Below are 13,120 nucleotides of genomic sequence, written 5' to 3'. Positions count from 1 at the left end.
CCGCGGCCGGTGCCGGACCCGCACGGCCCTCAGCGGGGCTCGGCGCGCCGCTCCTGGTAGGTGCCGCGGCGCCGGGTGATCGACATCAGGTCGCTGGGAGCGTCCAGTTCCAGCCGGTGCGCGCGACCGCGCGGCACGACCACGGCGGTGCCGGCCCGCAGCCGCACCATCTCCTCCGTGCCGTCCTCCGTGCCGTCCCCGGTGACGGGCCGGAGGTACAGGCGGACGCCGCCGGACAGGCAGCAGACGGCCTCCTCGCCGTCGGGATGCGCTTCCCAGTGGTCGGCGTGCACGTCGGCGTCGGTCTCCACGTGGAAGGCGGCGACCTGCCAGACGCCGGGGTCGCCGTCGGTCATCCGCCGCGCACCGGCCCGGACGTCACCGTCGGGCAGGAGGTGCAGGGCCGAGCCGAAGAGGTCGACGGGGGTGACGGGGGCGGTGGTCATGACGGGGTTCCTTCCAGTCGGGGTTCGCCGGCGGTGGCGGGTGCGGTGGGGCCGGCAGTCCGGCGGCGGGGCAGAACGCCGAGCGCGACCGCCGCCGCGAGCACGAAGAGGGCCGCGGCGACGGCGAGGCCCAGCGCGTAGCCGTCGGTGAGCGCGGCGGGGCCGGTGGGGTCGGCCGCGCCGCCGGTGCGGTGCGCGGCGACCGTGGCCAGGCCGGCCAGGCCGATGCAGCCGCCGAGCTGCCGGGCGCTGTTGAACACGCCCGAGGCCATGCCGGCCTCGCCGGGCCGGACGCCCGTCGTCGCGGCGGTGGCCGCGGGAGCGAACACCAGGCCGATGCCGAGGCTGGTGAGGACGGACGGGCCGAGCACGTCGGTGAGGAAGCCGCCGTGCGGGCTGATCCCGGCGAACCAGGCCATGCCCGCGGCGGCGAACAGCGCGCCGGGCACCAGCGCGGCACGCGGCGACCGCCGCGCGGTGATGTGGGTCGCGGCGACGGTGGCCACCACCGAGCCGGCGCAGAACGGCAGGAACGCGGCGCCGGTCGCGGCGGCGCCGAGTCCCAGCACCTGCTGGAGGTACAGGGACACGAAGTAAAACGCGGTGAACTGCCCGGCCGCCGCCAGGAACACCAGCAGACCGGCGCCGGTGACCCAGCGGCTGCGCAGCAGGCCGAGCCGCAGCAGCGGGGCCGGGGACCTCGCTTCGACGGCGACGAAGGCACCGAACAGGAGGGCGGCGACGGCGAGCGTGCCCCATGTGGCGGCGGACGCCCAGCCGTTGACGTCGGTGCGTACGACGCCGAACACCAGCAGTCCGGTGCCGCCGGTGGCCAGGACGGCACCGAGCGCGTCCGGCCGCCCCCGCCGGGCCGGTGGCACATCGGCGGGTACGGCCGCGTACGTCAGCGCGAGGGCCACCGCCACCACGGGCAGGTTGACCAGCATCACCCAGCGCCAGCCGGCGTACTCGGTCAGCACTCCGCCGGCCAGTACGCCCAGCGCACCGCCCACGGCGTTCATCCCGCTCCACACACCGAGGGCCCGCACGCGCCCGGGGCCCTCGGTGAACGTGGTGGTCAGCAGGGCGAGCGCGGCCGGCGCGGTCGCGGCGGCCCCCGCCCCCTGCCCCGCGCGGGCAGCGACCAACTGCCAGGGTGCCTGGGCCAGTCCGCCCGCCAGCGAGCAGATCCCGAACACCACCAGCCCGGCCGCGAACAGCCGCCGGCGGCCGTACAGGTCGCAGGCCCTGCCGCCGAGCAGCAGGAACCCGCCGAAGGTGAGCGCGTACACGTGGACGACCCAGGACAGGTCGAGCGGGGCGAATCCGAGTGCGGAGCGGACGTCGGGGAGCGCGATGTTGACGACGGCCATGTCGAGGGCGACGACGAACTGGGCGACGGCGGCCGCGGCCAGCACCGCCCCAGGACGGCCTCGTAAGTTTCTATACATGTAAGAAAACTAGCGCGCACCGGTTGCCGGTGTCGACACCCGCCGCCCGGACTCCCCGCCGCCTGAGGGATGATGAGCCCATGCCACAACCGCCCGCGCCCCGCAGAACCGCCGGCCGGCCTGCTCGTATCTCCCGCGAGGAGATCATCCGCACGGCGAGCAGGATCGTGTCGGAGGACGGCGTGGACCGGCTGACGATGCGCCGGCTCGCCACGGAGGTCGGCAGCACGCCGATGGCCCTGTACCACCACGTCCGCGACAAGGAGGAGTTGCTCGTCCTCCTCCTGGACGACTACGCGGACAGGTCCCTGCACCGCCCCGAACCGCCGCCCGCGGACCCGCGCGAACGGATCCTCACGGCGGCCGTGGCCATCCACGACGTGCTCGCCGCGTGCCCCTGGATCGTGGAGGTGCTGACGGCGGACGACCTCTTGTCCGCGTCCGCCCTCTGGTTCGTGGAACAGATCGTCGCCGGACTGGCGGACTGCGGACTCACCCTCGAGCAGGCCGTGCACGGCTACCGGGCGATCTGGTACTTCACGGCCGGCGAGATCCTGGTCCGCGCGACCTCGGCCCGCCGACGGGCGACCGACGACCGCCCGACCTACCGCGACCGGGTCTTCGCCGGCCTCGACCCGGCCGAACTCCCCCACCTGTCCCGGATCGCCCCGCGCTGGGCCCCCTTGACGGCGCAGGACACGTACGAGCAGGGGCTGCGGGCGCTGCTCGACGGACTCCTGGACCAGGCCCCGGGATAGCGGTCCACCACCCTCAGGGCCCCGACGGCGGACCTCCGCTCCGCAGGCTCACTCGTCCGGCCAGGTCAGGCGGCGCGCACGGTGAGCCAGGACCACGGCGACCGCGAGAGCCGCGGTGACACCGCCGAGCGTCATGACGGTGGACGGGGAGGTACGGTCCACGACGCGGCCACCGATCAGGGCCCCCAGCGAGATCGTGGCCTGGAAGGACGCGGTGAACAGTACCGAGGCGGCTTCGGGCGCGTGCGGCGTTGCCTTGACGAACCACGCCTGGGAGGCGACCGGCACGGCCCCGTACCCGGCACCCCAGATGATCAGCAGGGCGACCGCGCCGGACTCCCAGCGGCCGAGCACCGGAAGGAGCACCGCCGCGGCCGACACCATGCCCGCGGCGAGCCCGAAGGTGACCCGCGGCCGCCGTACGGCGGACGAGCCGGCCGCGAAGTTGCCGGCGATCCCCGCGGCCCCGTACAGCAGGAGGAGCACGGTGATCCGCCCGGAGCCGGCCTCGGTGACCTGTTCCAGGAACGGGGTCACATAGGTGTAGGTCCCGAAGTGGGCCAGCACCACGAGGCACGTCAGCAGCAGCGCGAAGCGGGTGTGGGTGTTGCGGAACATGCCGCCCAGCGCGCCCCGACGGGCGGCCCGGACGGGCGGCAGCGGGGGCACCACGACCGACAGCACGGCCAGCACGCCGACCGTCAGGACGCCCATGGCGACGAAGGCCGTACGCCAGCCGGCGAGGTCCCCGACGAAGGTTCCCGCCGGCACCCCGAGGACGGAACCGAGGGGGACGGCCGAGAAGACGACGGCGGTCGCGGGGCCGGCGGACTCGGCGGGGACCAGGCGTTCGGCCAGTCCCGCGCCGATCGACCAGAACCCACCGATGACGATGCCGACCACGACGCGTGACACCAGCACGAGCCAGTAGTGCGAGGCGGCCGCGGCGAGGAAGTCGGCCGCGGCCAGCAGCGCCATGAACACACACAGCATGAGGCGGCGGTCGACGCGTGCCGTCGCGACGGTGACCACGGGCGCCGAGACGGCGGCGAGGAAGCCCGGCATGGTCATCATCAGGCCTGCCATGCCTTCGGAGACCGTGAAGTCGGAGCCGATCGAGGTGAGCAGTCCGATCGGGAGGATCTCCGTGGTGACGATCGAGAAGATGCCCAGCATCACCGAGACCACCGCCGGCCACCCGGCGAGGGGCGACCGCGCCGGCAGGCCGGTTGCGTGGGGCTGCGTGGTGCCTGTGGTCGTGGAGGGCATGGGTTCCGTCCTGTACGGGGACCGCCGGTACCCTCCCAGTCCACCAGGAGGAAAGGCACAAAAGCTCGCAGCTCCGCGACAGCACCCTTGTCCGGGGAGAGCCACGGGAACGGCCACCGGCGCCGGCTTCGAGACAGAGGCCCGCGAGACCGAAGCCTCAGAACACGCCGGCCTCGCAATCCGGTCCTCGCGGTTTCCGATAAGCCCACTTGGGCCCACTGACGCCCCATAAGATCTCGCAGTCGGCAACTTGTGGCGCTGGGAGGGGACATGGGGGTCTCGCGTACCTGGCTGGACGTGAGTTACCAAGAGAAGGACGAGGCAAAAGCAGCCGGCGCCCGATGGGACGCCACTGCACGGCGCTGGTACGCCCCGCCTTGTCGCGAAGCCTCCCTGGAGCGCTGGCTCGCCGACCCCGCCGTGCCGGAACTTCTCCCGGGCGAGGACCGGACACTGGGGCAGGGCCTGTTCGTCGACCTGGTGCCGTCTTCGTGCTGGTTCACCAACGTCCGGTCCTGCGTCTCGCCAAGGGACTGGGAACGTCTTCGCCGGATGATCACTGGTAGGGCGGGCCGGCGGTGCGAGGTGTGCGGCGCCGCACAGGACCGTGCTGTGAAGCGCTGGCTGGAAGCGCACGAGCGGTGGGTGTACGACGAGGACCGGCTGGTACAGAGGCTGGGCCGGCTGATCTGCCTGTGCACCGACTGCCACAGGGTCACCCACTTCGGGCTGGCCCAGCTGCGTGGACAGGCTCCGGAAGCGCTGCTGCACCTTATGAACGTCACCGGCATGACGGAAGAGCAGGCCCGCACGCACGTTGCCGAGGCGTTCGAAGTCTGGAGGGCCCGGTCCGAGCGCAGCTACGAGATGGACCTGTCCATCCTGACGGATGCCGGCATCAGCCTGGCGCCTCCGCCGGCAGCGGACTCCCGGCCGTCGATTGCTGCTGATGCGCTGCGCCGCGGGAGCATCCCGCCTCAACAGACTGGGACCGCGTAGCCGGGGAGGGTGCCCAATCCGGGCGGGGCCTCTGTGATGACGACGCCTGACGGAGCCCAGCCGCACCCTCAGGGCACAACGAGGGCACACCGGCTTCCTGGGTTCACCGGCGTCCCATGCCGGCAAACGCCATTTTTCCTCTTCAGCGGCGTAGCTCTGCGGTCTCCGCGCATGATGCGCGGAGAGGCGGCACCCCCGCACAGGGTGCCGCCCCTTCTTTCGTGCGCCGGAGCCGCCGCCGATCGGTGAGGGTCGGGGACCAACGGCGGCTCCGGGGTTCCGGGTGGGTCAGCGGTGGTCGCTGCCCTCCGACTGGGTCGCCGCGCGGCCTGCCTCGAGGCGGGCGACCGGGATGCGGAACGGGGAGCAGGAGACGTAGTCCAGACCCACCTGGTGGAAGAAGTGGACCGACTCCGGGTCACCGCCGTGCTCGCCGCAGACGCCGAGCTTGAGGTCGGGGCGGGTACGCCGGCCCGCTTCCGCCGCGGCCTTCACCAGGGAGCCGACGCCGTCCTTGTCGATCGTCTCGAAGGGCGACACCCCGAAGATGCCCTTCTCCAGGTACGCCGTGAAGAACGAGGCCTCGACGTCGTCGCGGCTGAAGCCCCACACCGTCTGGGTCAGGTCGTTCGTGCCGAAGGAGAAGAACTCCGCGGCCTCGGCGATCTGGCCGGCCGTCAGCGCGGCGCGCGGCAGCTCGATCATCGTGCCGATCGCGAGCTTGAGCTTCGTACCGGTCGCCGCCTCGACCTCGGCGATGACCTGGTCCGCCTCCTCGCGGACGATCTCCAGCTCCTGGACCGTGCCGACGAGCGGGATCATGACCTCCGCGCGCGGGTCGCCCTTGGCCGACTTGCGCTCGGCCGCGGCCTCCGCGATGGCGCGGACCTGCATCGTGAACAGGCCGGGGATGACCAGGCCGAGGCGGACGCCGCGCAGGCCCAGCATCGGGTTCTGCTCGTGCAGGCGGTGCACCGCCTGGAGCAGGCGCAGCTCGTTCTCGTGCGGCTCCTGGCGGGACTCCGCCAGCGCCACGCGGACCGACAGCTCCGTGATGTCGGGCAGGAACTCGTGCAGCGGCGGGTCGAGGAGGCGGATGGTGACGGGCAGGCCGTCCATCGCCTCGAACAGCTCCACGAAGTCCTTCTTCTGCAGGGGCAGCAGCTCCCGCAGGGCGGCCTCGCGCTCCTCCTCGGTGTCGGCGAGGATCAGCTTCTCGACCATCTCGCGGCGCTCACCGAGGAACATGTGCTCCGTGCGGCACAGGCCGATGCCCTGGGCGCCGAAGCGACGGGCGCGCAGCGCGTCCTCGGCGTTGTCCGCGTTGGCGCGCACCCGCAGCCGGCGCTTGCGGTCGGCGAAGGCCATCATGCGGTGGACGGCCTCGACCAGCTCGTCGGCGTCGTCGGCGCCGGGGTGCATCCGGCCCTCGAAGTACTCCACGACGGGGGACGGGACGACCGGGACCTCGCCCAGGTAGACCTTGCCGGACGAGCCGTCGATGGAGATCAGGTCGCCCTCTTCGACGACGTGCCCGCCGGGGACCGTCATACGGCGGCGCTTGGTGTCGACCTCCAGCTCCTCGGCGCCGCAGACACAGGTCTTGCCCATGCCGCGGGCGACGACGGCCGCGTGGGAGGTCTTGCCGCCGCGGGAGGTCAGGATGCCCTCGGCCGCGATCATGCCGTCGAGGTCGTCGGGGTTGGTCTCCCGGCGGACCAGGATGACCTTCTCGCCCGAGCGGGACCACTTGACGGCGGTGTAGGAGTCGAAGACCGCCTTGCCGACCGCCGCACCCGGCGAGGCCGCGATGCCCCGGCCGACCTGCTCGGTCTTGGCGCTGTCGTCGAAGCGCGGGAACATCAGCTGGGCCAGCTGGGCGCCGGTGACGCGCTGGAGGGCCTCGGTCTCGTCGATCAGGCCCTGGTCGACGAGCTGGGTGGCGATGCGGAAGGCGGCGCCGGCGGTGCGCTTGCCGACCCGGGTCTGGAGCATCCACAGCTGACCGCGCTCGATCGTGAACTCGATGTCGCAGAGGTCCTTGTAGTGGTTCTCCAGCGTCTCCATGATCTGCATGAGCTGGTCGTACGACTTCTTGTCGATCTGCTCCAGCTCCGCCAGCGGAACCGTGTTGCGGATGCCCGCGACGACGTCCTCGCCCTGGGCGTTCTGCAGGTAGTCGCCGTAGACGCCCTGGTGGCCGGAGGCGGGGTCGCGGGTGAAGGCGACGCCGGTGCCGGAGTCGGGGCCGAGGTTGCCGAAGACCATCGAGCAGACGTTGACGGCCGTGCCCAGGTCGTGCGGGATCCGCTCCTGGCGGCGGTACAGCTTGGCGCGGTCGCCGTTCCAGGAGTCGAAGACGGCCTTGATGGCGAGGTCCATCTGCTCGCGCGGGTCCTGCGGGAAGTCCCGGCCGGCCTCGGCCTTGACGATCTTCTTGAACTTGGTGACCAGCTTCTTCAGGTCGGCCGCTTCGAGATCCGTGTCGACGGTGATCTTCTTGGCCGCCTTGGCCGCGTCGAGGGCCTCCTCGAACAGCTCGCCGTCGACGCCGAGGACGGTCTTGCCGAACATCTGGATGAGGCGGCGGTAGGAGTCCCACGCGAAGCGGTCGTCGCCGGCCTGCTTGGCCAGGCCCTGCACCGACTTGTCGGAGAGGCCGATGTTCAGGACGGTGTCCATCATGCCGGGCATGGAGAACTTGGCGCCGGAGCGGACGGACACGAGCAGCGGGTCGTCGGCCTGGCCGAGCTTCTTGCCCATCTTCTGCTCGAGGGCGTCGAGGTGCGCACTGACCTCGTCACGCAGTGCCGCGGGCTCCTCACCGCTGTCCAGGTAGACCTTGCAGGCCTCCGTGGTGATGGTGAAGCCGGGAGGGACCGGCAGACCGAGGTTGGTCATCTCGGCGAGATTGGCACCCTTGCCGCCGAGGAGGTCCTTGAGGTCCTTGTTGCCCTCGGTGAAGTCGTAAACGAACTTCGCTACGTGGGGTTCTTTGTTTTCCGACACGGGTCTCGACTCCTTGAGGCCACGGTGGCTGCCCTGACGGCCAGGAACATACCCAGATCGAAGGTCTATAGGTACGTCCACTCAGCCGTCATGCGCCTGTAACCACCCGTCCGCCAGCGGATCGAAAGTCAAAGCTTGGCAAGCCAAGCCGGCCGTATGTTTTCACTTCTTGAAGGCAACACTGCCCACAGGTGCGGTTTTCCGCTCAGATGAGCGGGCCTCGGCACGGGTGATTTCGATCGATGAACGATCAAGGGGTGGCACCCAGTGCCACCCCTTGGAGAAGTGCAGGCGCCCAAGATCCGCTCATCTGAGCGCTGCCCTTATCAAGGGTGGCGAGAATCACGCTGTCACAGACCGCCGGGTTTCACCATGCGGACCCCCTTGCGGACCTGCCCGGCGAGCGATCCGCGCGTCACACGCCCAGGGCGGAGAGGCGCTCCTCGGCCCGTTCCGGCGCGTACAGGTGCTCCACGACCAGCGCTCCCGCACCGGTCAGCCCGGCCCGCTCCCCGAGCCGGGAGGTGACGATGTCCAGATGAGCGGTCGAGCGGGGCAGGGCCCGCTGGTAGAGCAGCTCGCGCACGCCGGTCAGGAAGGGTGTTCCGGCCAGATCGCCCGCGATCATCAGCACGCCGGGGTTCAGCAGGGTCACGACCGTCGCCAGCACGTCCCCGACCCGGCGGCCGGCCTCCCGGGCCAGCGCGGCGGCCTCCGGGTGCCCGGCCGCCAGCAGGTCCCGCACGTCCGAGCCGGAAGCGGCCGGCACCCCGGACTCGGCCAGCCGCCGGGCGACGGCACCACCGCTCGCGACGGCGGCGAGGCAGCCGTACGAGCCGCACCGGCACAGTGCGTCGGCGCCGACCCGGATGTGCCCGATGTCGCCGGCGCCGCCGTCCACGCCCCGGTAGACCGAGCCGTCCACGACCACCCCGGCGCCGATCCCGGTCGACACCTTGACCAGCACGAAGGCCCTGCAGTCGGGGTGGCCGGTGCGCTGTTCGCCGTAGGCCATGAGGTTGGCGTCGTTGTCGACCAGCACCGGTACCGCCGGGGCTCCGGTGTGCTCGGTGAAGGCACGGGACAGGCGGCCCCGGATGTCGTAGCCGTCCCAGCCCGGCATGATCGGCGGCTGGACCACCCGGCCGGTCTCGCTGTCCACCGGGCCCGGCACGGCGAGCCCGATCCCGCACACCTCACCGGCCCGGTGCCCGGCCGCGGTCAGCAGCTCGGCGAACCAGCGGCCCAGCTCACCGAGGACGGCCTCGGGACCGTCCTCGACCACCAGGGTGCCGGCGCGCTCGGCAAGGATCTCGCCGGTCAGGGTGAGGACGGCGGCGCGGGCGTGCCGGGTGTCCAGGTCGGCGGCGAGGACCACGGCATGGGAGCCGTCGAACTCCAGAGTGACGGCGGGGCGTCCGCCGAGCGGCGAGCCGACCGGTCCGCCGGCGCCCTCCCGCAGCCAGCCGGCCCGGAACAGCCGGTCCAGGCGCTGGCCGACGGTGGCCCGGGACAGTCCGGTCGCCTGCTGGAGCGCGCCGCGCGTCACCGCCCGGCCGCTGCGCACCAGTTCGAGCAGATCGCCGGCGCCGGCCTGGCTCCCGCTTCTCCCCGATCTCCCCGGACGCCCGCTCATGCGCACCCCCTTGTGTTTCTCAAGTCTGCATTACATAGTGGGTTTTGCGTGTTAAATAGACGTAACCCTGCGGTAGCCGCCGTCGAAGCCGGCCGGCCGGACGTCTCCGGGGAGCCCCGAGTGGAACGCTCTGCCCAGCTCAGTACCCGTGGTCCGGAGTACGAGACCGCGTACGACATCGCATACGACCCGCCGGACACGACGTCGGCCCTGCACGTCGGGGCGGCCCGGGTGCTGGACGCGAACTGGACGGGCAGCTCCACGGTCCCCTCCCGGAACCTGTACCCGCACCAGTGGTCCTGGGACTCCGCGTTCATCGCCATCGGGCTGCGGCACGTCTCGCCGCTGCGGGCCCAGACCGAGCTGGAGACGCTGCTGGCGGCCCAGTGGGCGGACGGCCGCATCCCGCACATCGTCTTCAACCCCTCCGTACCGCTCGACGCGTACTTCCCGAGCCCCGACTTCTGGCGCTCCGCCACCGCGGGCCGCTCCGCCGGCGCTCCGTGCACCGTACAGACGTCCGGGATCGTGCAGCCACCGGTGCATGCGCTGGCGGCCTGGCTGGTGCACCGCGCCGACCCGGGGCTGTCCCGCGCCCGCGGGTTCCTGGCCCGGGTGTATCCGCGGCTGGCGGCCTGGCACCGGTACCTGCTGCACCGGCGGGACCTGGGCGGCGGCGGTCTGGTGTCCGTCGTCCACCCCTGGGAACAGGGTATGGACAACAGCCCCTGCTGGGACGCCCCGCTGGCCCGGATCACCCCGGCGCCCACCCGCTCCTTCCGCCGCGCCGACCTCGACCACAGCGCACCCGAGGACCGGCCGACGGACCTGGACTACGGGCGGTACGTGCGCCTGGCGGCCGACTACCGGGACGGCGGCTACCGGGACCCGGGTGGAGCGGGCGGGGGAGGATTCGCTCTCGAGGATCCCGCGTTCAACGCCCTCCTGATCGCCTCCGAGCAGGCCCTCGCGCGGATCGCCGAGGAGCTGGGCGCGGCCGGCACCGCCCGGCGGGCCCGTGCCGAGCGGCTGACGGCGGCGCTGGTGGCGCGGCTCTGGGACGCGGAGGCCGGCATGTTCCTGTGCCGGGACCTGGGGGGCGGGGGCCTGCTCCCCGAGCGCAGTGTCTCGGGGCTGGTCCCGCTGCTCCTGCCCGGGCTCCCGCGCGGCATCGCCGCGGCACTCCTGCGCACCCTGCGCGGCCCGCACTTCTCGCTCGGCGACCGCACCCGGCTGGTCCCGAGCTACGACCTCCTCGGCGAGGCCTTCGACCCGCACCGGTACTGGCGCGGGCCGGCCTGGTTCAACACGAGCTGGCTGGTGGAGCGGGGGCTGCGGGTGCAGGGCGAGCCGGCGGCGGCCGACGCCCTGCGCGCTGCGGTGCTGCAGCTGGCCGGGGCGACCGGCTTCGCCGAGTACGTCGACCCGTTCACCGGTGAGGCCTGCGGCGCGGCCGGCTTCAGCTGGACGGCGGCGCTCGCGCTCGATCTGCTCCACGGACGGCGCACGCCGCACGATCGTCAAACGCTGGACAAGAGCCGCCAAAAGGGCGTGTCCCCCGCGGACACCGGCACGTTCGACAGGAGTGACAGAGGAAGGGACCGGGGATGACGGACCGGCATCATCTGCTCGTGCACGGTGCCACCTTCGCCGCCGTGGGCGACCGGGGCGACATCAGCGGGGTGCGGGGCAGCGGCTCCCCGGACGGCTTGTTCGTCCGGGACGCCCGGCACCTCAGCCGCTGGCAGCTCACCGTCGACGGCGCGGTGCCCGAGGTGCTCACCCCGGTCACGGACGGGGACGCGACGCGGTGCGTACTGGTCCCGCGCGGCGGCCGGCAGGAGCCACCGGGCCACACCCTCTTCCGTGAGCAGGCCGTCGGGAACAGCTCGTTCACGGAGTCCCTGCGGGTGACCAGCAACCGTCCGGTACCCACCACGGTCCGGCTCGCGCTCACCGTCGACGCGGACTTCACCGACCAGTTCGAACTCCGTTCCGACCACCGCACCTACGTCAAGGCCGGCGCCGTACGCTCCCGACAGGTCCTCGACGACGGCATCGAGTTCACCTACCGGCGCGCCGAATGGCGGTCCTGTACGACGATCACGGCGGACCCGCCGCCCGACGCCGTGGAGGAGACCGGCACCGGCGCCCGGCGCCTGGTGTGGACCCTCGGTCTTGCGCCGCACGCCACGACGGAGCTGCTGCTGCGGGTGATCGCCCGTCCGCACGGCGAGCGGCGCGCCGTGCGCGTGCCCCGGGACCCGGCCGCCGTGCAGCGCCAGCTCATCGCGCTGGAGGGCGAGTTCGTGGAGGGCGTGGCCTTCCCGACCGGCTGGCCGGAACTGGCGGCGGCCTGCGCCCGCGGGCTCGCGGACCTGGCGGCGCTCCAGGTCACGGCCACCGGGCCGGACGGCGAGGAGCTGCGGGTACCGGCGGCCGGCGCCCCCTGGTTCCTCACCCTCATCGGCCGCGACGCCCTGCTCACCTCCCTCTTCGCCCTGCCCTACCGTCCGCAGCTGGCCGCCGCCACCCTCCCGGCGCTCGCCGCCACCCAGGCCACCGGCACCGGCCTCTCCCCGGTCGTCCAGCCCGGCAAGATCGTGCACGAGGTACGGCACGGCGAGCTGGCCCACTTCGGCCAGGTCCCGTTCCGCCGCTACTACGGCTCGGTCGACGCCACCCCGCTGTTCCTGGTCCTGCTCGGCGCGTACGTCGAGCAGACCGGGGACACCGCCCTGGGCCGCCGCCTGGAGCCGCACGCCCGGGCCGCCGTGGGCTGGATGCTCGACCACGGCGGACTGACCTCGCGCGGCTACCTCGTCTACCGCGCCGACGAGGGCGGCCTCGCCAACCAGAACTGGAAGGACTCCCCCGGCGCGATCTGCTGCGCCGACGGCACCCGGCCCACGGGTGCGGTGATGGCGGCGGGCGCCCAGGGGTACGCGTACGACGCGCTGCGCCGCACAGCGGGCGTGGCGCGCACGGTGTGGGCGGACGAGACGTACGCCGCCCTGCTGGAACAGGCGGCGGCCGATCTGCGGGACCGGTTCCAGCGGGACTTCTGGATGCCGGAGCGCTCCTTCCCGGCGCTGGCCCTGGACGGGCGGGGCCGGCAGATCGACGCGCTGGCGTCCGACGCCGGGCACCTGCTGTGGTCGGGGCTGCTGGACAAGGAGTACGGCGAGGCGGTGGGCCGGCGGCTGCTGGAACCGGACTTCTTCTCCGGCTGGGGCGTCCGCACGGTCGCCTCCGGCCAGGCCGCGTACCATCCGCTCTCCTATCACCGTGGCTCCGTCTGGCCGCACGACAACGCGCTGATCACGCTGGGGCTGGCGCGGTACGGGCTGCACGACGAGGCCCGTACGGTCGCGCACGGGCTGGTCGACGCGGCGACGGCGGCGGGGCACCGGCTGCCGGAGGTGCTGGCCGGGTACGGGCGTGCTCCGCACGGGCAGCCGGTGCCGTATCCGCACGCGTGCGGCAGGGAGGCACGGTCCGCCGCCGCACCGCTCGCTCTACTGACGGCGGTCGGGGGCGCTTAGGGTTTGT

9 protein-coding genes are annotated in these 13,120 nt (G+C 72.6%); 4 read left to right on the top strand and 5 right to left on the bottom strand.

Going from position 1 to position 13,120, the window contains the following annotated elements:
- Window positions 1-29: 29 nt before the first annotated feature.
- Window positions 30-446 (bottom strand): cupin domain-containing protein, encoded by a 417-nt coding sequence (locus JK359_RS02525; RefSeq protein WP_201831103.1) that lies wholly within the window; start codon window positions 444-446, stop codon window positions 30-32.
- Window positions 443-1,897 carry an MFS transporter gene (locus JK359_RS02520; protein ID WP_201831101.1) on the bottom strand — a complete coding sequence of 485 codons (1,455 nt, stop codon included), beginning with the start codon at window positions 1,895-1,897 and terminating at the stop codon, window positions 443-445. The genes JK359_RS02525 and JK359_RS02520 overlap by 4 nt, the downstream gene beginning before the upstream one ends.
- Before the next feature lie 80 nt (window positions 1,898-1,977).
- Here JK359_RS02520 and JK359_RS02515 point away from each other — a divergent pair, with 80 nt between their 5' ends.
- Window positions 1,978-2,655: a TetR/AcrR family transcriptional regulator gene (locus tag JK359_RS02515; protein ID WP_201831099.1), complete on the top strand. Its 678-nt coding sequence runs from the start codon at window positions 1,978-1,980 to the stop codon at window positions 2,653-2,655.
- A gap of 48 nt (window positions 2,656-2,703) precedes the next feature.
- Here the strand turns inward: JK359_RS02515 and JK359_RS02510 are convergent, their stop codons facing one another.
- A complete protein-coding gene (locus JK359_RS02510) occupies window positions 2,704-3,924 on the bottom strand; it encodes an MFS transporter (RefSeq protein WP_201831097.1) in 1,221 nt (406 codons plus the stop codon).
- Window positions 3,925-4,194: 270 nt separating this feature from the next.
- Here JK359_RS02510 and JK359_RS02505 point away from each other — a divergent pair, with 270 nt between their 5' ends.
- Window positions 4,195-4,923 (top strand): DUF5710 domain-containing protein, encoded by a 729-nt coding sequence (locus JK359_RS02505; RefSeq protein ID WP_201831095.1) that lies wholly within the window; start codon window positions 4,195-4,197, stop codon window positions 4,921-4,923.
- A gap of 288 nt (window positions 4,924-5,211) precedes the next feature.
- Here JK359_RS02505 and ppdK read toward each other — a convergent pair whose 3' ends face one another.
- Both ppdK and JK359_RS02495 read right to left on the bottom strand, forming a co-directional pair.
- Window positions 5,212-7,932 carry a pyruvate, phosphate dikinase gene (ppdK, locus tag JK359_RS02500; protein WP_201831094.1) on the bottom strand — a complete coding sequence of 907 codons (2,721 nt, stop codon included), beginning with the start codon at window positions 7,930-7,932 and terminating at the stop codon, window positions 5,212-5,214.
- A 415-nt stretch (window positions 7,933-8,347) separates the two neighbouring features.
- Window positions 8,348-9,568, bottom strand: coding sequence for an ROK family protein (locus JK359_RS02495; RefSeq protein ID WP_201831093.1), 1,221 nt, complete (start codon window positions 9,566-9,568; stop codon window positions 8,348-8,350).
- 120 nt (window positions 9,569-9,688) lie between these two features.
- On the opposite strand from JK359_RS02495, the gene JK359_RS02490 reads away from it, so the two are divergent.
- Both JK359_RS02490 and JK359_RS02485 read left to right on the top strand, forming a co-directional pair.
- Window positions 9,689-11,179 (top strand): MGH1-like glycoside hydrolase domain-containing protein, encoded by a 1,491-nt coding sequence (locus tag JK359_RS02490; RefSeq protein ID WP_201831091.1) that lies wholly within the window; start codon window positions 9,689-9,691, stop codon window positions 11,177-11,179.
- Complete coding sequence (locus JK359_RS02485; protein WP_201831089.1) at window positions 11,176-13,113, top strand: amylo-alpha-1,6-glucosidase; 1,938 nt, start codon at window positions 11,176-11,178, stop codon at window positions 13,111-13,113. The genes JK359_RS02490 and JK359_RS02485 overlap by 4 nt, the downstream gene beginning before the upstream one ends.
- Window positions 13,114-13,120 lie beyond the last annotated feature (7 nt).

Origin of the sequence: Streptomyces actinomycinicus, assembly GCF_016741775.1 — a bacterium.
Lineage (GTDB): Bacteria > Actinomycetota > Actinomycetes > Streptomycetales > Streptomycetaceae > Streptomyces > Streptomyces actinomycinicus.
This window is presented reverse-complemented; position numbering and strand designations above follow the sequence as displayed.